Here is a 20,125-nt window from a genome sequence, read left to right as displayed (position 1 = left end):
TCCTGCGGGGCGCGGGGACGCAAGACTCCTTTTGCGCGCTGGCTCCCATGCGCCTTAGTCTTCCCAATAGACGCCGGTCAGGTCATTGGCCTGCACGGGCGCATTCTCCCAAAGGCCCTTCAGCTTCACGTCCCACACGCCGGTCTTGGGCAGCTGGAACAGAAAGCCGTTGACGGCATCCTTCGCCAGCATTTCCTGCGCCTGCCGCAGCAGCGCATTGCGCTCCGCCTCATCGCTGGTGACGCTGACCTTTGCCATCAGCTCGTTGAAGGCGGGGTTCTTGTAATTGAAGTAATAGTCATCGCGCCCATAGATATCGATATCATTGGCTTCGGTATGGGCGACGATGCTGAGGTCATAGTCCTTGCCCTTGAACACCTGCTCCAGCCACTGCGCCCATTCCAGAGGAATGATTTCCAGCTCAATCCCGGCTTCCTTGAACTGGGCGGCCAGAATTTCCCCGCTGCGGCGGGCATAGGCCGGGGGCGGCAGTTTCAGTGTTGCCTTGAAGCCATCCGCATAGCCGGCCTCCGCCAGCAGGGCCTTGGCTTTCTCCACGTCGAAGGGATAGGTGCCGGTCAGGTCTTCATAGGCCGGAGCATGCGGGGCAAAATGCGAGCCGATGGGCGTGCCATAGCCGAACTGCGCCCCTTCAATCAGCGCCTGCCGGTCGATCAGATGCGCGATGGCCTGCCGCACCCGCAGGTCATCAAACGGTTTGCGGGAATTGTTGGTGGCCAGCACCGTCTCGCCCTCGGTGGTGCCCACCACCACGGCAAAGCGTGGATCGGCTTCGAATTGCGGCAGGTTTTCCGGCGCCGGATAGATCGGGAAGCCGTCCACATCGCCCGACATCAGCGCCGAGAAAGAGGCGGCATTGTCGCCAATGAACTTGAACACCGCCTTGTCCAGCTTCACCGGTGTGCCCCAGTAGTCCGCATTCTTCTGCAGTTCCACCCGGTCACCCTGCACCCACTGGCCGAAGCGGAAAGGCCCGGTGCCGACGGGAGCCGTCTTGTTGGTTTCCGCGCTTTCCGGCGCCACGATCACAGCGTCACCGGTGCCCAGCAGGGTGATGAAATCGCCCACCGGCTGTTTCAGGGTAATGATCACTTCGGAGGCGCTGCTCGCCTCGACGCTGTCTATCGCCTCGAACCGGGCTTTCTGGGCGTTGACACTGCCGTCTGCCTTGGCCCGCTCCAGCGAAAATTTCACGTCCCCGGCGTCAAAGCTGGTGCCATCGTGGAAGGTCACGCCTTCGCGCAGCTTGAATGTGTAGGTCTTGCCATCATCCGAAATGGTCCAGCTTTCGGCCAGCGCGGGCTTCACCGTGCCGTCGGCTGCAACCTGCGTCAGGCCCTCGAAGAGGTTGATGAACACCACCTCGTCGATGGCGGCTGCCGCGCCTGCGGTGGGGTCAAGATGGGGCGGCTCAAGCCGTACGCCGAGCGTCACGTCTTTGCGCGCCGCCTCGGCGGGAACTGCAGCGAGGATCGCAAACGTCGAGAGACTGCAAAGCGCCATCCGGCGCAGGCCAAGGGCTGAAATCCGCGTCATTTCCCACTCCCCAACGGTTGAACTCCGCTTTGTGTTCAGGAGTTTAACCGCACACACGGGGAAGGGAAGTGAAAACTCGGTAAAGCCCTGGTGCCTTGCCCGTCAGGCTCTCCGATCAGGCCTCGGGCAGCGGGATGAAGTCTTCCTCATCGCCCGGCACGATGTCGAAGCGGCCCTTGCGCCAGTCTTCCTTGGCCTGTTCGATCCGCTCCTTCGACGAGGAGACAAAGTTCCACCAGATGTAGCGCCGCCCGTCCATCGGCTCGCCGCCCAGTAGCATGAAGCGGGCAGGTCCCTTCGCCGTGGCGCGGATTTCCAGCCGGTCGCCGGGCTTGAAGACGAGCAGCTGCGCCGGGCCAAAGGTCTGGCCGGACACTTCGACATCGCCTTGCAGCATGTAGATTGCGCGCTCCTCATAGCCTGCATCCAGCGGAATGCGGGCGCCTGCCTCCAGATGCACATCGGCGAAGAAGAGATCGGTTGCAGTCTTCACCGGCGACTGCGCCCCGTAAAGCCCGCCCGCAACAATGCGAACGGTTGCTCCCTGATCACTCAGCGCGGGCAAAGCCGCATCGGAATGGTGGGCAAAGAAGGGCTCGCTCTCCTCCAGGTGCTTGGGCAGCGCCACCCAGCTCTGGGTGCCGAACAGGGGCCGTGGCGCCGCCTTGCGCTCGTCCCGCTCCCGTTCCGAATGCACGATGCCGCGCCCGGAGGACATCCAGTTCAGCTCGCCCGGCTTGATCAGCTGGTCCGAGCCGAGGCTGTCGCGGTGGTAAAGCTCGCCTTCCAGCAGATAGGTGACGGTGGCAAGGCCGATATGCGGATGCGGCCGCACATCCACGCCGCCGCCGGCGATCAGCTCCGCCGGGCCGATCTGGTCGAAGAAGATGAAAGGCCCGACCATGCGCCGCCGGGTGGAGGGCAGGGCGCGCCGCACCTCGAAACCGCCAAGATCCGACGTGCGCGGCATGATCACCGTTTCGATCTGGTCGCAGCTTGCCGCATCGCCGGGAACCGGATCAGGTGCATTCAGCCAGGTCATCGTCTTTCTCCTTGTGCGAACCCTTGCCATATTTGAACTTTAAGGTGGCCTTCCTCGTCCGGCCTGTCCATTGAACAGTCCGTTTCCTCTCCCGTTCCCTTCCACTTCACCAGAGACAGAACATGCAGCGCGTGATGATTGTTGGCGGCCCCGGTTCGGGCAAAAGCATCCTGGCACGGCAACTGGGCGAGCGCACGGGCCTGCCCGTCTTCCACATGGACCAGATCCATTGGCTGCCGGGCTGGGTCGAGCGCAGCAAGGAAGACAAGGACCGTTTGACCAGCGAAGTCCACCGGCAGGAGCGCTGGATCTTCGAGGGCGGCCATTCGCGCACCTATCCTGAACGGATCACCCGGGCGGATACCTTCATCTGGCTGGATGTGCCGGTCTGGCTGCGCATGGCCCGGGTGCTGCGCCGCAGCTGGCGCTACCGCGGGCAGAGCCGTCCGGACCTGACGGAAGGCTGCCCGGAGCAGTTCAGCAAGGAAACATTCAAGTTCCTGCATTTCATCTGGACGACCCGGCACTCCGCCCGCGCAAAGCTGCTGGAGGTCTGGCAATCCCCGCCGCCGCATCTGACAGTGCACCGCCTGAAAAATCTTGCGGAGGTCAGGGCCTTCCTCGAAACGGTGGAGCGGTCATAAGCTTCCCGTGCCTCACCCGAACATAGCCCTGTCCTCCGCCACACAGGCGCGCAGGAAGTCCTGAACGGCGGCGATGTGGCGCAGCGGGCGGGAGCTTTCGTGCGTCACCATCCAGTAAGCGCGCTTCACCTGCACATCTGGCAGAACGGGCCTGAGGTTTGCATCATTGCGGGCAATGAAGGCGTGGAGAATGCCGATGCCAGCCCCGGCCCGCACAGCCTCCGTCTGACCAAGCGCCGAGGCGATTTCGAAGCGCGATGTCCAGTTGCGGGTGAAGTCCGCAGCATAATTGAGGGCAGGGGAATAGATGAGGTCTTCCACCGAGCCGACGAGATCGTGTTCAGAAAGATCCGCCAGCGTCTGCGGCGCGCCGCGCCGGGCGAGGTACTCTGTCGAGGCATAAAGGCCGAGGGCATAGTCGACAAGTTTCGCCGCCACCAGCCGCCCATGCTCAGGCCGCTCGATGGTCACCGCAATATCCGCCTCGCGCCGGGAGAGCGAAAAGGAGCGCGGCATGGGGACAAGCTGGATGGTCAGCCCCGGATGCGCCCGTGTCAGCCGGGCGAGGCGCGGAGCGAGATAGGTGACGCCAAAGCCATCAGGCGCGCCGATGCGTACCGTGCCGCTGATGCCCGGATGCGTGCCGGACAGGCTGGAACTGGCCGCCAGAAGCTCCGCCTCCATCCGCTCGGCTGCGGGCAGCAGCCGTTCGCCCGCTTCCGTCAGGCTGCACCCGGCCGTGCCGCGCTCCACCAGCCGTGTGTTCAGGCAGTCTTCCAGCGCGGTCAGCCGCCGGGCAACAGTGGCATGGTTCACCCCCAGCCGCTTTGCGGCGCCCAGCATCTGGCCCGAGCGGGCGACAGCCAGAAAGATCCTCAGGTCATCCCAGTTCATGCAGTGCCCCTGGATGTGCAAAAATGCACAGCGGTTGCGGGAAATGCGTTGTTGTTTTTGCAAAATAACACAGGCAAGACAAGGGCATCAAAAGAGATGCCATGCGAGGCATCTCCAGCCCGGAGGACAGCAGATGCGCAAGATCGGACATTTCATCGGCGGCAAGCATGTGGAGGGCACGTCTGGCCGCTTTGCCGATGTCTTCAACCCGGCAACCGGTGAAGTTCAGGCGCAAGTGGCGCTGGCCACCAAGGCCGAGCTGCGCGCGGCCGTCGAAAATGCCGCTGCCGCCCAGCCCGCCTGGGCCGCGCAGAACCCGCAGAAGCGCGCCCGCGTGCTGATGAAGTTCGTCGATCTTCTGCACCGCGACATGGACAAGCTGGCCGAGGCCCTGTCCCGCGAGCATGGCAAGACCATTCCGGACGCCAAGGGCGACGTGATCCGCGGTCTCGAAGTGGCCGAATTCTGCATCGGCGCGCCGCACCTGATGAAGGGTGAGTTCACCGAAGGCGCTGGCCCCGGCATCGACATGTATTCCATGCGCCAGCCCCTCGGCGTTGTCGCAGGCATCACCCCGTTCAACTTTCCGGCCATGATCCCGATGTGGAAGTTCTGCCCGGCCATCGCTGCTGGCAATGCCTTCATTCTGAAGCCTTCCGAGCGCGATCCTTCCGTGCCGCTGATGCTGGCCGAACTGATGATCGAGGCTGGCCTGCCTGCCGGTATCCTCAACGTGGTCAACGGTGACAAGGACAGCGTGGACGCCATTCTGGACGACGATATCATCCAGGCCGTCGGCTTCGTCGGCTCCACCGCAATCGCCCATTACGTCTATTCGCGCGGCTGCGCGGCCGGCAAGCGCGTGCAGTGCTTCGGCGGCGCCAAGAACCACATGATCATCATGCCGGATGCTGACATGGATCAGGCGGTGGATGCTCTGGTCGGCGCCGGCTATGGCGCGGCAGGCGAGCGCTGCATGGCCATTTCCGTGGCCGTTCCGGTGGGCGAAGACACGGCAGACCGCCTTATCGCCAAGCTTGCCCCCCGCGTCGAGAGCCTCAAGATCGGGCCTTACACCGGCGGCAACGACATCGACTTCGGTCCGCTGGTCACGAAGGATGCCTATACCCGCGTCAAGGGGCTCGTCGACAAGGGCGTTGCGGAAGGCGCCAGGCTTGTCGTTGATGGCCGAGGCTTCAAGCTTCAGGGCTATGAGAACGGCTATTTCATCGGCGGCTGCCTGTTCGACAACGTCACCAAGGACATGGAGATCTACAAGACCGAGATCTTCGGCCCGGTTCTTTCCGTCGTCCGTGCCAAGACCTATGAGGAAGCCATCGACCTGCCCATGAGCCATGAATACGGCAACGGTGCTGCCATCTTCACCCGTGATGGTGATGCCGCCCGTGACTTTGCCTCGCGCATCAACATCGGCATGGTCGGCATCAACGTGCCGATCCCGGTTCCGCTCGCCTACCACACCTTCGGCGGCTGGAAGAAGTCCGGCTTCGGCGACCTGAACCAGCACGGCCCAGATGCCTTCAGGTTCTATACCCGCACCAAGACGGTCACCTCCCGCTGGCCGTCGGGCATCAAGGACGGTGCCGAATTCGTCATCCCGACGATGCGCTGATCCGGTTCAGATTGAATTGGAAAGGGCGGTCCCTGTGGCCGCCCTTTTTGTCTTTGCCCCATCACTGCCCCTCCACCTCCGCCATGCCACGGCCCAGACCGTGGCATCCATGCCGTGCCCTCTCTCTGCGGGGTGCCCGGAAACTTGCGCACCCCGGCGCAGGCAGGAACGGCATGGCATGGATGCCATGATCAAGTCATGGCAGGACGGAGCGAGGGGAACGGGGCAGGCCATCGGAAGTTTCCTGCCCAAATGCGACAAAACGCGTTTTTTTCCCAAGTTGCCTCCCTCTGTGGCCAGTCTATAACCGGACCAAGGTAAAGCTGGCTGCCGTGACCCGCATGGCGGCTGGCCCTGTTGGGGGACAGACAAGGCTGCTTCGTGCGGCCGGTCAGGAAACGCATGAGTGAGCAGACAAGCGCCCACACCGCAGCGGACGGCTGCGCGGCGCATGGCGTGGAGGCCGTCAAGGCCGCAGCACAACCCGTTCCGGCCGGAACGGAACTTCTTCGCGCCATCACGGCACCGGAGCGCCGGACCATCGCCCGGGCCGGGATGCTGGCCGGGCTTGCTGATTGTCTCTGGATTGTCCAGGCCGCCGCCATTGCCACGGCAGTGGTGCAGATTGCCTTTCCCGTTGCCCTGAAGCTGCCCGGCTGGCCCACGCCGCTGTCTTCCCTTGAAACGGCGCAGGTGATGGCCGGCATTGTCATCCTGCTGGCTGTCCTGCGTTACGCGCTCTCCCTTGCTGCTAGCCGCCTTGCCTTTGACGCCTCCGAGCGGGTGAAAGCCACCCTGCGCCGCCGCCTGCTCACTGGCCTCGCCAAGGCGGGGCCTGCCGCACAACTGCCGGTCAGCGGCGCGGTAGCGGCCGCCGTCACCGATCAGGTGGAGGCCGTAGGCCCCTATATCCGCCGCTTCCTGCCGGTCCGCATCCGGCTGGTTCTGGCGCCGCTCGCGATTCTGCTCATCAGCTTCTGGGTCAACTGGTTCGTGGCCGTGATCCTGCTGGTGGCAAGTCCCATGATCCCGCTTTTCATGGCGCTCATCGGCATGCGGGCACGATCGGCCTCTGACGAACAGCAGGGCGAACTGACCCAGCTCGGCGGTTTTCTGATGGACCGGCTGGCCGGGCTCGAAACCCTCAAGCTTCTGGGCGCGGCAGAGCGCACGGGCCGGCAGGTGGCAGAGGCCGGGCAGTCCTTCCGCGTGGCAACCATGAAGGTGCTGCGCATTGCCTTCCTCTCCTCCACCGTTCTGGAGCTGTTCAGCGCGCTGGGCGTTGCCTTTGTCGCCGTCTATGTTGGTTTTTCCCTGCTCGGGCAGCTCAACTTCGGCACATGGGGTGCACCGGTTGACCTGTGGTCCGGCCTGTTCGTGCTGCTGCTGGCACCGGAGTTCTTCTCGCCCCTGCGTGCCTTTGCCGCGGCCTATCACGACAAGGCGGGCGCGCAGGCCGCAGCCGGGCATCTGGCGCTCCTGCCAATGGCGGAGGAAGATGCAGCCGCCACTGCGGCTCAGCCAGCCGTGACGCCGCCTGCCGGGCCGGTGGCCGTCACGTTCCGCTCTGCCGCGCTTGGTCACGAGAACCGGGCAGTACTCGCCGGACTTGATCTTGATCTGCGTCCGGGTGAACTGCTGCATCTGCGCGGGCCGAGCGGCTCGGGCAAGTCCACACTGATGGACGCGCTCATCGGTCTCAATCCGCCGCTGTCGGGCGAAATCCTGATCAGCGGCACGCCGCTTTCCGCGCTGGACCAGCGGCTCTGGCGCAGCCGCATTGCCTGGCTGTCGCAGGATCCGCGCCTGTTCTTCGGTTCCGTGCGGGCCAATCTGCGCCGCGCCGCGCCAGACGCCACAGATGCCGGCATCTGGGCTGCGCTGGAACTGGCAGGGGCTAAAACTCTTGTCGAGCAGATGCCGCGCGGCCTGTCCACCAGCTTGGGCGAGGATGGCTTCGGCCTGTCGGTTGGCGAAGCGCGCCGCATTGCCCTTGCCCGCGCCATGCTGCGGCCTGATCCGCTGCTGGTGCTGGCAGACGAGCCCACCGCCGGGCTCGATGAGGACACAGCGGCCGTCGTCATCGCGGGCCTTAAAGTCCTGTGCCGGGGCCGCAGCGCGCTCATCGCCAGCCACGATCCGGCGCTGCTCGCACTGCCGGGCCGGGTGTTCGATCTTGAGCCCCAGAGCCTGCCGGAGGTGGCCGAATGAGATCCCTTCTCCAGCTGCTGCGCCTGCAATTTGCCGCTGGCCGTGCCAGTTTCCTGCTGGGGCTCGCGGCTGCCCTCGTCCCTGCGCTGGCGGGTTTCCTGCTGCTTGGTGTCTCCGGCTGGTTCATCACCGCCTGTGCACTCGCCGGTGTGGCGGGCACGATGGTCAACTATTTCGTTCCCAGTGCCCTGATCCGTGCCTTTGCCATTGCCCGCACCGCCGGGCGCTATGGTGAGCGGGTGCTGACCCATGACGCCACCTTCCGTTTTCTGGCGGATCTGCGCGCCCGTGTCTTTACCGGCTTTGCCCACCGCCGCGCCGCCAGCGCCCAACAGAGCCGCAGCGGCCTGAAGCTCTCGCGCCTGACGCTGGATATCGAGCAGCTCGACCGGGTCTATCTGCGCCTTGCCGTGCCTGCCGCAGCCCTTGCCGCCGTGCTGGCGGTGGCAGCGCTCATGGCCGCCAGCCTTGTGCCCGCCGCGCTGCTGCTGGTGCTGCTTGGCCCGCTGGTGCTGCTGGGCGCTGCCCGCCGGGTGATGGCACCAGGCATGGCAGGGGAGGCGCGAAGGGTGGAAGCGGCCGAAGAGGCGATACGCCTGCGCACCGTTGATCTCGTGGCTGGCCGCCGCGATCTTGCCGTCTATGGCGGGCTGGAGCAGCCGGTGGAGGCAGTTCTTTCCGCAGACCGGCGCCGCGCCAAGGCTGCCCGCCGCATCGAGCATGTCACCTCCCGTGCGGAACTTGCCGTCATGGCCTCGGGGCAAGCGATTGCCGCCATTGCGCTGGCCGTGATGGCACGTGAAGTGGAAGGCGGGCTGGCGGGCGCTGCCATTGCCGCAGGTGTCATTCTGGCCTCGCTGGCCTTGGCTGAAACGCTGGCCGGCTTGCTGCCCGGCCTTGCCGCCTTCACCCGCAGCCGCCGCGCGGCGGACCGGCTGGTGCCGCTTGCCGCCGGTGCGGATGTCCGTCCGGCGGAACCTGCTGCGGCCTCTTATGCCGGAACCGCCCCCGCTGGCGCCGTGCTGGCACTTTCATCGGTCAGCTTCACCTATCCCGGCGCCATCCGCCCCGTGCTGGAGGATTTCAGCCTCACGGTTGCGCCGGGCGAATGGCTTTGCCTTGCCGGACCCAGCGGCTGCGGCAAGTCCACGGTTCTGGCCCTCGCCAGCCGCCTGATACCGCCAGACAGCGGCCAGATCTGGCTGGAGGGTCAGCCCCTCGAAGCTCTGGAGGAGGCTGCCCTGCGGCGCTCTGCCGCCGTGGTCACGCAAAAGCCCGTCCTCTTCGCCGGTACGGTGGCCGAAAACCTGCGTCTTGCCGCCCCGGAGGCTACCCCGGACGAGATGTGGCAGGCGCTGGAGCAGGTGGGTCTTCAGGATGTCATCGCTGCCCGGCCGGAGGGGTTGCTGAGCCCCCTGGGGCAGGGCAGCACCGGCCTTTCCGGCGGCGAGGCCCGGCGCTTCACGCTGGCCCGGGCGCTCTTGCAGCATCCCCGCCTCTGGCTGCTGGACGAGGTGACGGAAGGGCTCGATCCGCAAAGCGCTGCCCGCGTGCTCGATACGATTGAAAGCCTGCGCGGCGACTCTGCCGTCCTGATGATCTCGCATCAGAGACGTGAAATGGACCGCGCCACTCGCGTTCTGCACTTCCGCCAGTCTTGATCTCGATCAGGCGCATCAATTGTCTGAAATCGGGGCTTTTACGTATCAAGAGGGGGCGAAGCCTTTGAAATTAAGGTGTCATCAGTCTGAAATTCCCTACGGGCTGGACCTTGGTGCACCTGCGCGAAACCGCCGCGGCAACTGCTGGTAACAAAACGTCCATCAGCGGTATATTATTGTTTGTCTAATCCGAAACTATGTCGCCGGCAGAACGTGAGATGGGGCTCTCACGCCAGTCCGGGACGGGAGACAAGCCATGGATATCGGGGTCGTAGAACTCTCGCGCCTGCAGTTTGCCATGACTGCGCTTTACCACTTCCTCTTTGTGCCACTCACCCTCGGGCTCTCCATCATTCTGGCGGTCATGGAAACCGTCTATGTGATGACGGGCCGCGAGATCTGGAAGCGCATGGTCAAATTCTGGGGCACGCTGTTCGGCATCAACTTCGTGCTGGGCGTATCTACGGGGCTCACCATGGAGTTCCAGTTCGGCATGAACTGGAGCTACTATAGCCAGTATGTGGGCGATGTCTTTGGCGCGCCGCTGGCCATCGAAGGACTGATGGCCTTCTTCCTGGAGGCAACCTTCGTCGGGCTGTTCTTCTTTGGCTGGGACAGGATGACCCCGCGCGGCCATATGACCGCCACCTGGGCCATGGCGCTGGGCACCAATTTCTCCGCCCTGTGGATTCTCATCGCCAATGGCTGGATGCAGCACCCGGTGGGTGCGGTGTTCAACATCGACACCATGCGTATGGAAGTCGCAAGCTTCTATGATGTGATCTTCAATCCGGTGGCGCAGGCCAAGTTCGTGCACACGGTCTCCGCCGGTTATGTCACGGCGGCCCTCTTCGTGCTGGGCGTGTCGGCCTGGTACATGCTGAAAGGCCGCCATCTGGAGCTTGCCCGCCGCTCCATCGCCGTGGCCGCCGCCTTCGGCTTTGCCTCTGCCCTGTCTGTCGTCGTGCTGGGCGATGAAAGCGGTTACGAGGCCAACACGAACCAGAAGATGAAGCTGGCCGTGATGGAAGCCATGTGGGAAACAGAGCCCGCTCCTGCTTCCTTCAACATCATCGCCATTCCGGACATGGCAAAGCGCGAGAACAGCTTCGCCATCCACGTGCCTTACGTGATGGGCCTCATCGCCACCCGCTCGCTGGATCAGGAAATGCCCGGCATCAAGGATCTGGTGGAACAGTCGAAGGACCGCATCCGCTCCGGCGCCATTGCCCTTGAGACCTTGCGCGAGATCCGCGCCGGAGACGACACGCCGGAAAAGCGTGAGCTGTTCCAGCAGCATGTGCAGGATCTTGGCTACGGCTATCTGCTTGCGCCCTACACGGACACGCTGACGCAGGCTTCGGAGGCACAGATCGACGCTGCCGCCTGGAACACCGTGCCCAATGTCTGGCCGATGTTCTATGCCTTCCGCATCATGGTCGCCTGCGGCTTCTTCTTCATCCTGCTGACGGCGGTGTTCTTCTACATCACCTCGGCCGGCAAGCTGGAAAAGGTCCGCCAGAACCACCGCTGGCTGCTGCATGTGGCTGTCTGGGCCATTCCGCTGCCCTGGCTTGCCTGCGAGATGGGCTGGTTTGTCGCCGAATATGGCCGCCAGCCGTGGATCATCGAAGGCATGCTGACAACGGCTGCCGGTGTGTCCAGCCTGTCGGTCACGGAGGTTCTGCTGACGCTGGCCGGTTTCGTGGCGCTTTACACCGTGCTTCTCGTGATCGAGGTGAAGCTGCTGCTGAAGGCCATCCGCAAGGGGCCCGAAGAGCCCTCCCTTCCCGAGACGGGCATGAGTGCGCCACGTCCCATCCAGATTGCTGCGGAGTAAGACCATGGTCCTTTATGAACTCATCGACTATTCCGTCCTCAAACTCGTCTGGTGGGGCCTGCTCGGCATCCTGCTGATCGGCTTTGCGGTCACGGACGGCTTCGACATGGGCGTCGGCACCCTTCTGCCGGTCGTGGGCCGCACCGACATCGAGCGGCGCGTCGCCATCAATTCCATCGCCCCCACATGGGAAGGCAATCAGGTGTGGTTCGTGCTGGGCGGAGGGGCCATTTTCGCCGCCTGGCCGCCGCTCTATGCGGTCAGCTTCTCCGGTTTCTATCTGGCCATGTTCGTGACGCTGGCTGCACTCATCCTGCGGCCCGTCGCCTTCAAATACCGCTCCAAGAGCCCGGATCCGGTCTGGCGCAGCCGCTGGGACTGGGCGCTGTTCACCGGCAGTGCCGTGCCTGCGCTGGTCTTTGGCGTGGCCGTCGGCAACGCGCTGCAGGGCGTACCCTTCAGCTTCGACAATGACCTGAGGATGACCTATTCCGGGTCCTTCTTCGGCCTGTTCTCGCCCTTCGCGCTGCTCTGCGGCCTTCTCTCGCTCTCCATGCTGGTCATGCATGGTGGCGCATGGCTCGGCCTCAAAGCGGATGGCGTGGTGGCCCGGCGGGCGCGTTTCTACGGCACGATGGCCGCGCTTGCCGTCATCGTGCTCTTTGCCCTTGGCGGCCTTGCCATCTCCTCCGGCTTTGTCGAAGGCTACCGCATCACCAGCACCATTGATCCGCAGATGCAGGCCAACCCGCTGGCCAAGGTGGTGGAACGGGCGCCCGGCGCCTGGATGGAGAATTACAGCCTCTATCCCTGGATGATCCTTGCCCCCGTGCTCGGCTTTGCCGGGGCGCTGGGTGCGATCATCGGCCTCAACACCCGCTTCGAGGCGCTGACCTTCATTTCCTCTAAGCTCTCCGTCTTCGGCATCATCGCCACGGTGGGCGCGTCCATGTTCCCCTTCATCCTGCCCAGCTCCCTGCAGCCGCAGGCCGGGCTGACGGTCTGGGACTCGTCCTCCAGTCACGCAACCCTGTTCAACATGCTCGTTGCGGCCATCATCTTCCTGCCGCTGGTCCTCATGTACACCGCCTATGTCTACCGGGTGCTGTGGGGCAAGGTGAGCGAGGAAAGCGTCGCCAACGATCACGCCTCTTACTGAAGGAACCCGCCCATGTGGTATTTCGCTTGGATTCTCGGCATGCCGCTGGCCTGCTGTCTCGCCATCCTCAACGCCATGTGGCTTGAAATGCGCGAGGACACCGAAAAGCAGAAGAAGGCAAGCTGAGAAAATAGGCGCGGCCTCATCCGCGCCGCCCATTTCTCCACTTTCGTCATGCGGTTGCCTCTCCACCCGCAAGGCCCCATCAAACACAAAACCCCGGCGCGGGCATCGCGCCGGGGTTTGTTGTTTCCGTCAGCCGGAAAGCCGGATCAGGCAGCCTTGGTGGCTGCGTCCGCCTTCAGGGCTTCGAGGATATTCTGCGGTGAGGAGACGCCATAGGGGTCGGTGGCGCAGTTGTCGGAAAAGCCTTCTTCCTCGAACCACTTCTCGACGCGGCCATTGTCCACAACGGCCGCATAGCGCCAGGAGCGCATGCCGAAGCCGACGTTGTCCTTGGCAACCAGCATGCCCATCTTGCGGGTGAACTCGCCCGAGCCATCCGGAATGACCTGAACGTTCTTGATCTCCTGAGCCTTGGCCCAGGCGTTCATCACGAAGGCATCATTGACCGAGATGCAGTAGATGGCATCAATGCCGAGCGCCTGAAATTCGCCGAACAGCTTCTCGAAGTCCGGCAGCTGATAGGTGGAGCAGGTCGGCGTGAAGGCGCCGGGCAGGGAGAACAGCACCACGCGCTTGCCGGCAAAATAGTCGGCCGTGGTCTTGTCTTCCCAACGGAACGGGTTCGGGCCGCCAATGCTTTCGTCACGCACGCGGGTGCGGAAGGTCACATCGGGAACGTTTCTGCCGAGCATAGGTCAACTCCTTGAAGTCATGAGTGTTTCCAGCGGCGCAGGAAGGTGCGCCGGGAAAAGCGGGGCTTGCCGCCCCTTGAATTTGGGTGCCTGAACAGCCGGGAGGGGCCATCCGGAAAAACCGCTACCCCAAATGCTGCAATGCCGCAACCCCATGCGGCAGTGCAGTGGGGGAGGTCGCTGCCAAATGACGCGGCAAGGCTGCCATGACGGCGCCCATTCTGGAATTCCTGCGGGAATGGGCGTATATGCGGCGCCATGACGATCAAGAAACCCAACGCGGCCGGGGCAAATGCCTCTGATGCCTCCAGCGCAATCTACACACCGGGCGCGCCGGTCTTCTCCGTCGCCCCCATGATGGACTGGACTGATACCCACTGCAGGAGCTTCCACCGGCAGTTTTCGGCGCGGGCGCTGCTCTATACGGAGATGGTGACGACCGGGGCGGTGATCCATGGCGACCGGGAGAAGCTCTTGGGCTTCTCGGGTGCGGAGCATCCGGTGGCCTGTCAGCTGGGCGGGTCGGAGCCGCAGGATCTGGCGGCGGCGGCGCGGATCGTCGAGGACTTCGGCTATGACGAGGTAAACCTCAATGTCGGCTGCCCGTCCGGCCGGGTGCAGTCCGGCTCTTTCGGCGCATGTCTGATGCAGGAGCCGCAGCTGGTGGCCGATTGCGTGGCGGCGATGAAGGCGGTGGTGAATATTCCTGTTACGGTGAAATGCCGCATCGGCGTTGATGATCAGGACCCGGAAGAGGCGCTGGATGCCTTGGCAGACCGTGTGCTGGCAGCGGGTGTGGATGCGCTGTGGGTGCATGCGCGCAAGGCCTGGCTTAAGGGCCTCAGCCCCAAGGAAAACCGTGATATTCCGCCGCTGGATTATGGCCGCGTGCGGCGGCTCAAGGCGCGGCTGCCGCAGCTGTTCATCGGCATCAACGGCGGTATTCCTTCGCTTGATGCCAGTGAAGCCCTGCTGGCGGAGGCTGATGGCCTTCCCGGTCTTGACGGGGTGATGCTGGGCCGCGCCGCCTATCATGATCCGGCGCTGATGGGCGCGGTGGACCGGCGGATCTATGGGCTGGAGATGGGCGACGTCAGTCCGCGCCAGGCCATCGAGGCCTATATTCCCTATATCGAGGACTGCCTGTCACGGGGCATCCGCCTGTCGCACATCACGCGCCACATGCTGGGGGCCTTTACCGCTGTTCCGGGCGCGCGCCTCTTCCGCCGCATCCTCACGGTGGAGGGCGTCAAGGCGGGTGCGGGCCTCGAAGTACTCACTTCGGCCCTTGCTGCCCTTGACGAGGCACAGGAAAGGGCGGCAGATCGGATTGCGGACAGCGCCGCCTGAGTGACCGGGCAGGCTGGCCTGCCCCTGAAACTTCGATCCGCCCGCCAGCGTCCTTTCAAGAGGCCCCCATGGATATGTCATTTCTCACCGGCGAGACGCTGGGTCTCGTTGCCGCGCTCGTTGCCTCCGGCATCATCGCCGGGCTCATGGCCGGGCTTTTCGGCATTGGCGGCGGGGCGGTGCTGGTGCCGGTGTTCTATCAGTTCCTGGCCATCGTTGGCGTGGACGAAGCCGTCCGCATGCATGTGGCTGTGGCGACTTCGCTCGGCATCATCGTGCCGACGTCCCTGCGCTCGTTCTTTGCCCACAAGGCCCGCGGCGCGGTGGATCTGGAGCTGCTGAAAAGCTGGCTCATTCCGCTGCCGCTCGGTGTTGTCGCGGCCTCGCTGGTGGCCGCACATGTGTCGGGGCAGGGGCTCAAGGGCATCTTTGCGGTGATTGCGGTGGCCGTCAGTCTGCGCATGTTCTTCAACCGGGACAGCTGGCGCCTTGGCAGTGACATTCCGGGCTTTCCCATCCGCCCGCTCTGCGGCGCGCTCATCGGCTTCTTTTCGACGCTCATGGGCATCGGCGGCGGGGTGATGAACAACACCTTCATGACTCTCTACGGCCGCCCCATCCATCAGGCGGTGGCGACCTCGGCAGGCACCGGCGTGCTGATCTCCATCCCCGGCGTCATCGGCATGGTCTGGGCCGGCTGGGGCGAGCCTCTGCTGCCGCAGTTCTCGCTGGGCTATGTCAACCTGCTGGGCGTTGCCGTCATCATGCCGCTGACAACCCTTGCCGCCCCCTATGGGGTGAAGCTGGCCCACCGCATGCCCAAGCGCGCGCTCGAGCTTGCCTTCGGCACCTTCCTGATGCTGGTCGCCATCCGCTTCGGCATCAGCCTGTTGTAACAACGCAGGGCTGCCCTCCCCACAACGCCGTCCCGGCCTCTGTGCCGCGACCGGTCAGGAACGCACTGCCAAGCGGCTCCCTCAGGCCGTCACCCCGGCCTTTGAGCCGGGGCCTACCCGCTTGCAGAGAGCTGCCGTCAGCTCACGCCGCGGGGCAGCGGGATCTTTTGCAAGCCTTGACGCTCCCCTCCAAACTCGCCGCTCTGCAAGCGAGTGGACCCCGGGTATGAGGCACGGCTGAGTTTCTACGGCAGGAGCGGCAATGAATTATCCGCCCGCTGCCCTCACGGCTTCAGCACCAGCCGTTCACCCTCCACCTGCCAGCCGGACAGGCGGGAGAGGGCGGTCATGCCGAGAAGGCTGGTTTCGAGGCTGCCGGGGCGGGCAACGAAGCCGCGCACGTTGGACAGGGAGATGCCGCCGATGCTGACCTGTGCGAGGCTGACCGGTGCCACCATGGTGCGGCCATTGGCGGTGGACACGGGCACGGAATAGGACAGGCTCGCGGGGTTGATACCTGAGGCCTCTGCATCCTGTTCCGTCAGCACCACGGCGGAGGCGCCTGTATCGACAAGAAACCGCACCTTGTTGTCATTTACCAGTGCTTCCAGCTGAAAATGGCCGGAGGCATCGCGCATCACGGCAACGGTGCCATCGGTCTGCGGCACGGTCATGCCCGGCGCCAGCGCTCCCAGAATGCGGTAGCCACCGGCCACCAGTTCTGTCCGGTAGGTGTAGCCGCCCACGAGCACAAGGCCGATCAGGCCCCAGACCACGACAGCCCGCAGCACTTCGCCCGCGCGCGGCGCGCCAAAGACAAGACTTGCCATCACCACGCAGCCGATGGCCGACAGGGCCACGATGCGCGGGGTTTCCGAGGCGCCGGAAAATGTCTCTTCCAGCATGGGAAATTCAAAGAGATACGTCAGGCCGGCCGCGATCATGACGAGCACGAGGACGGCCAGTGTAAATCCATAGATCTGCCGCATGGGTGCTCCTGATCAAGTGGCCGGGACGGGAGCAGGGCTGGAAATTGCACCAAGGGAGGCACCCATCCGCGCCCGCCGTGCGTCAAGCTCCGCCATCACCTTGCGGCGGTGCTCCGGGGCAAATCCCGCCCAGCCGGCGATCTCGTCCAGCGTCCGGGCGCAGCCGTGGCACAGTCCGCTCACCGGCTCCATGATGCAGATCTTCACACAAGGGCTCTCAATGCCCGCCATCGGTCCATCCTGTCTCCTGCAACTCCCTTGGCCTAGCGGCCTCCCATCACAATCTCAACCGGCGTTGTCACCAAAGTCACAGGCAATGTCACGGCGATGTTGACCGTGCCTGTCACAAAGCTTCCAAGCGTGCGGCCGGTGCTGGCCAGGGCGCCGCCATCCCCATTGGGAACGTCCAGTTTGTTCTGACCCAGAACGGAGGATAATTGTGGCGCGATGGCGGCGAGGGCGGCAAATTTGGAGTGATTGGCCGCGTCCGGTCCCTGCAGATCGGTGAGATCAACGACAACCGCACCGAGCTTTGCCAGCGCTGCGTCATCGTCATAGCCGCCCACACGTGCCTTGCCGCCTGCAATCAGCCGGGAGACGCCTAGCGCCCTGTCATCGCGCGACAAAAGCAGGATCAGGGGGCTTTTCAGTTTGCCGATGCGCTGCATCTGGTCCTTGAACACATCAAGATCGATGTCGGGTGCGGCTAGAACCACCTGATTGATGCGGCTCCGCTGGGCCGGTGTCATCTGACGCAGGGTTTCCATCAGCAGCCATGTGCCCATGGAATGGGCCAGAACGTTGACTTCCGTTGCACCGCTGGCGGCAAGGTCCTCAAGGGTTGCCTGCAACTCATCGCGCGCCACGGTGGCGCTGTTGAGGTCATAGACATATTCGCGCACATCCCCGCGCGAGGCCCAGGTGAACAGCACCGGCACGCCGGGGAAGGCGGAATCATGCACCACCTGTGTGAAGCGGTAGAGCCCTTCGGCAAACAGCGTGTTGTAGCCGTGGATGAACAGCATCACGGAGCGGTCTTTCGGCGGGCGGGCGGCCAGTTCGCTCTTCAGCGCCTGCCGGAAGGCCGTTGCATCCTCAAGATAGCCGGTGGACCGGGGCACCATTTCCTTTGCCGGGTCGCCGGGAAGAGCGGCAGGCCATTCGATCGCACCGGAGACATGCGTGGGCGGCACGGAGATGACGGCCTGCGCAAAATCGCGTCCGCCGCTCCGCTCCCCGTCAAACAGGGTGTTGGGCGTGTCCGTGCGGCTGCGCGTGGTGGCGATCAGGATCTTGTGGTCCTTTGCGCCGGGGGCAGGTTTGTCCGTGGGCACCAGCGCCCCGGAAACCGGGCGGCTTGCGCAGGAGCAGAGCAGAAGCCCCACAAAAGACATGCTGAAACTGCGGCGTGACAGAAGCACGGATTTTGTCATCAGAAGGCTGTGTCCCTTCAAGTCCAGGCCAGAAGCCCGCCAAGAAAAACTGTCAATGTGACCTGCTGAATGGCTCCTAACACGTCTCCTGTGATCCCGCCAATTGCTTTGAGTGCCAGTTTTGCTGTGAACATGGCACTATAAACTGCAAGGCCGAGGCCAAAGATAAGCCCGAATGCCGGTTGCACACTGAACAGGCAAAGAAAAACCGGCAGCGTAAACAGTCCGCCCTCAAGGGCAGCTTCCGGTCCCGGCACGCCGAAGCGGGCGCCCAGCCCGTCCGGCCGGGCGGAGGGTTGAGCGGTCCACTGCCAGAGCATCAGCGTGCGGCTCAGCATCTCCGCCGCCGCCAGCACCAGCATGGCCGCAGGCGCACCATTGCGCTCCAGCAGGGCGGCGGTCAGTGTGATGCGCAGGGTCAGGAACAGGATCAGCGCCATGGCACCGAAGGCGCCGGTGCGGCTGTCCTTCATGATCTCCAGCCGCCGCTCCGGCGTGGCCCCGCCGAAGAAACCATCCGCCACATCCGCCAGCCCATCCTCATGCAGTGCGCCGGTCACGGCGGCTGCCGTCATCACGGCGAGCGTGGCAATGGCAAGGGCGGGCAGGGCGGTGAGGGAAAGCAGCCCCAGAACCAGCGCCGGGATGAGACCGGTCATGGCCCCTGCCAGCGGCATGGCCCTTGCGATTTTCCGGAAGTCTGGAACGGCGGCCGGGTCATCCAGCTTGTTGATGGCAGGCAGCGGCAGGCGTGAAAAGAAGCGGATGCAGGCCGCCGTATCGGCGGCGAGTTGCCGCAGCCACCCGCGGCTCTCTGGCGTGCTTTCGGGCTTCTGCGGCTGGCCTTGCGGTGTCATGCGCCCTCGCTGTCTGCCATGGCGGTTGTCTTTTGCCGGAGGAGCCTTATAGAACGGCAAACCTTTGGCGCCAATCGCTGCCCGCAAGTCCGGAGAACACCTCTCGTGTCCATGTCCCCGTCCGCTCTTCCTTTCGATGATATCCGCAACCTTGTGGCCGAAATGCCGGGGCCGGACGAGGCTGCCGTGGCAACCGTGCGGGCCCGTGACAGCGAGTTGACCAAGCCTGCCGGTTCACTCGGCCAGCTGGAAAGCATTGTCGAGTGGCTGGCCGCCTGGTCCGGCAAGCCGGTGCCGAAGATCACCCGTCCGCTGGTCGCCATCTTCGCGACCAATCACGGCGTCGCTGACAAGGGCGTTTCGGCCTATCCGCAAAGCGTCACGCGCCAGATGCTGGAGAATTTCGCCGCAGGCGGCGCGGCGATCAACCAGATCTGCGCGGCCTATGACCTGGGCCTGAAGATCTTTGATCTGGCCATCGACATGCCGACACCATCCATCACGGATGAAGACGCGCTGGACGAGCCGAACTGCGCTGCCACCATGGCCTATGGCATGGAAGCGATTGCGGGGGGCACGGACCTCCTGTGCCTTGGCGAGATGGGCATTGCCAACACGACTGTGGCCGCTGCCGTCTTCAACGGCCTTTTCGGCGGTACGGCGGCAGACTGGGTTGGACCGGGCACCGGCGTGGATGCGGCCGGGCTGGAGCGCAAGCGCGTGGCCGTGGAAATGGCCGTATCGCGCCTGGGTGCAGCCGCCAAGGACCCGCTGGAAGTCTTGCGCAAGGTGGGCGGGCGCGAGATTGCCGCCATGGCAGGTGCCATTCTGGCGGCCCGCCTGCAGCGCACGCCGGTGATTGTGGACGGCTTCGTCTCTACGGCGGCGGCTGCGGTGCTGTACAAGATGGACCCGTCCACGCTCGATCACTGCCTCTTCGGCCATGTATCGGCAGAACCGGCGCACCGCCGGGCGCTGGCGGCCATGGGCAAGACGGCGCTGCTGGATCTCGGCATGCGGCTGGGGGAAGGCACGGGCGCGGCCTTGGCCGCAGGCATCGTCAAGGCGGCTGCGCAGGTTCATGCGGACATGGCAACCTTTGCCAGCGCCGGCGTTTCGCAGAAGGACTGAGCGCCCGTTC

Annotated in this window: 18 protein-coding genes; 10 read left to right on the top strand and 8 right to left on the bottom strand. The window is 64.3% G+C overall.

Translation table 11 applies throughout. From position 1 onward, the window contains the following. Positions 1 to 54 precede the first annotated feature (54 nt). Complete coding sequence (locus ASC48_RS10200; RefSeq protein ID WP_055455647.1) at positions 55 to 1,557, bottom strand: ABC transporter substrate-binding protein; 1,503 nt, start codon at positions 1,555 to 1,557, stop codon at positions 55 to 57. A 115-nt stretch (positions 1,558 to 1,672) separates the two neighbouring features. After that, positions 1,673 to 2,599, bottom strand: coding sequence for a pirin family protein (locus ASC48_RS10195; protein WP_055455646.1), 927 nt, complete (start codon positions 2,597 to 2,599; stop codon positions 1,673 to 1,675). 122 nt (positions 2,600 to 2,721) lie between these two features. Between ASC48_RS10195 and ASC48_RS10190 the strand changes: the two genes are divergently transcribed. Continuing rightward, the gene (locus ASC48_RS10190) at positions 2,722 to 3,243 is read left to right on the top strand and encodes an AAA family ATPase (RefSeq protein WP_055455645.1); all 522 of its coding nucleotides are present in this window, start codon (positions 2,722 to 2,724) and stop codon (positions 3,241 to 3,243) included. Between the two features lie 12 nt (positions 3,244 to 3,255). Here the strand turns inward: ASC48_RS10190 and ASC48_RS10185 are convergent, their stop codons facing one another. Next, positions 3,256 to 4,137 (bottom strand): LysR family transcriptional regulator, encoded by an 882-nt coding sequence (locus ASC48_RS10185; RefSeq protein WP_055455644.1) that lies wholly within the window; start codon positions 4,135 to 4,137, stop codon positions 3,256 to 3,258. A gap of 133 nt (positions 4,138 to 4,270) precedes the next feature. Here ASC48_RS10185 and ASC48_RS10180 point away from each other — a divergent pair, with 133 nt between their 5' ends. From ASC48_RS10180 to cydX, 6 genes are all read left to right on the top strand, one after another. Then, positions 4,271 to 5,770, top strand: a complete 1,500-nt coding sequence (locus ASC48_RS10180) for a CoA-acylating methylmalonate-semialdehyde dehydrogenase (protein ID WP_055455643.1) — start codon at positions 4,271 to 4,273, stop codon at positions 5,768 to 5,770. A 402-nt stretch (positions 5,771 to 6,172) separates the two neighbouring features. After that, entirely contained in the window at positions 6,173 to 7,981 is a 1,809-nt protein-coding gene (gene cydD, locus ASC48_RS10175) for a thiol reductant ABC exporter subunit CydD (protein ID WP_055455642.1), read from the top strand. Next, on the top strand, positions 7,978 to 9,642 hold the full coding sequence (gene cydC / locus ASC48_RS10170) for a thiol reductant ABC exporter subunit CydC (RefSeq protein WP_055455641.1): 1,665 nt from the start codon (positions 7,978 to 7,980) through the stop codon (positions 9,640 to 9,642). Before cydD ends, cydC begins: the two co-directional genes overlap by 4 nt. Positions 9,643 to 9,898: 256 nt before the next feature. After that, on the top strand, positions 9,899 to 11,482 hold the full coding sequence (locus tag ASC48_RS10165; protein WP_055455640.1) for a cytochrome ubiquinol oxidase subunit I: 1,584 nt from the start codon (positions 9,899 to 9,901) through the stop codon (positions 11,480 to 11,482). Between the two features lie 4 nt (positions 11,483 to 11,486). Beyond that, complete coding sequence (cydB, locus tag ASC48_RS10160) at positions 11,487 to 12,641, top strand: cytochrome d ubiquinol oxidase subunit II (protein ID WP_055455639.1); 1,155 nt, start codon at positions 11,487 to 11,489, stop codon at positions 12,639 to 12,641. 12 nt (positions 12,642 to 12,653) lie between these two features. Next, positions 12,654 to 12,767: a cytochrome bd-I oxidase subunit CydX gene (gene cydX / locus ASC48_RS10155; protein WP_019962693.1), complete on the top strand. Its 114-nt coding sequence runs from the start codon at positions 12,654 to 12,656 to the stop codon at positions 12,765 to 12,767. A gap of 146 nt (positions 12,768 to 12,913) precedes the next feature. Here the strand turns inward: cydX and ASC48_RS10150 are convergent, their stop codons facing one another. Next, a complete protein-coding gene (locus tag ASC48_RS10150) occupies positions 12,914 to 13,459 on the bottom strand; it encodes a peroxiredoxin (RefSeq protein WP_055455638.1) in 546 nt (181 codons plus the stop codon). Positions 13,460 to 13,717: 258 nt separating this feature from the next. On the opposite strand from ASC48_RS10150, the gene dusA reads away from it, so the two are divergent. Continuing rightward, the gene (gene dusA, locus ASC48_RS10145; RefSeq protein ID WP_072242581.1) at positions 13,718 to 14,809 is read left to right on the top strand and encodes a tRNA dihydrouridine(20/20a) synthase DusA; all 1,092 of its coding nucleotides are present in this window, start codon (positions 13,718 to 13,720) and stop codon (positions 14,807 to 14,809) included. 74 nt (positions 14,810 to 14,883) lie between these two features. Next, on the top strand, positions 14,884 to 15,705 hold the full coding sequence (locus ASC48_RS10140; RefSeq protein WP_055455704.1) for a sulfite exporter TauE/SafE family protein: 822 nt from the start codon (positions 14,884 to 14,886) through the stop codon (positions 15,703 to 15,705). A gap of 284 nt (positions 15,706 to 15,989) precedes the next feature. On the opposite strand, the gene ASC48_RS10135 is transcribed toward ASC48_RS10140, so the two are convergent. The 4 genes from ASC48_RS10135 to cobS are packed head-to-tail and all read right to left on the bottom strand — an operon-like array spanning position 15,990 to position 18,984. Beyond that, entirely contained in the window at positions 15,990 to 16,694 is a 705-nt protein-coding gene (locus ASC48_RS10135; protein WP_055455637.1) for a retropepsin-like aspartic protease family protein, read from the bottom strand. Positions 16,695 to 16,706: 12 nt separating this feature from the next. After that, positions 16,707 to 16,925, bottom strand: coding sequence for a DUF1289 domain-containing protein (locus ASC48_RS10130; RefSeq protein WP_055455636.1), 219 nt, complete (start codon positions 16,923 to 16,925; stop codon positions 16,707 to 16,709). A gap of 32 nt (positions 16,926 to 16,957) precedes the next feature. Continuing rightward, the gene (locus ASC48_RS10125) at positions 16,958 to 18,127 is read right to left on the bottom strand and encodes an alpha/beta hydrolase (RefSeq protein ID WP_055455635.1); all 1,170 of its coding nucleotides are present in this window, start codon (positions 18,125 to 18,127) and stop codon (positions 16,958 to 16,960) included. Between the two features lie 17 nt (positions 18,128 to 18,144). Beyond that, positions 18,145 to 18,984, bottom strand: a complete 840-nt coding sequence (cobS, locus tag ASC48_RS10120) for an adenosylcobinamide-GDP ribazoletransferase (RefSeq protein WP_055455634.1) — start codon at positions 18,982 to 18,984, stop codon at positions 18,145 to 18,147. Between the two features lie 111 nt (positions 18,985 to 19,095). Between cobS and cobT the strand changes: the two genes are divergently transcribed. Further along, positions 19,096 to 20,115, top strand: coding sequence for a nicotinate-nucleotide--dimethylbenzimidazole phosphoribosyltransferase (cobT, locus tag ASC48_RS10115; RefSeq protein WP_208975652.1), 1,020 nt, complete (start codon positions 19,096 to 19,098; stop codon positions 20,113 to 20,115). The last annotated feature ends 10 nt before the right edge of the window (positions 20,116 to 20,125 follow it).

Origin of the sequence: Pannonibacter indicus (genome assembly GCF_001418225.1) — a bacterium.
GTDB classification, from domain to species: Bacteria; Pseudomonadota; Alphaproteobacteria; order Rhizobiales; family Stappiaceae; genus Pannonibacter; species Pannonibacter indicus.
This window is presented reverse-complemented; position numbering and strand designations above follow the sequence as displayed.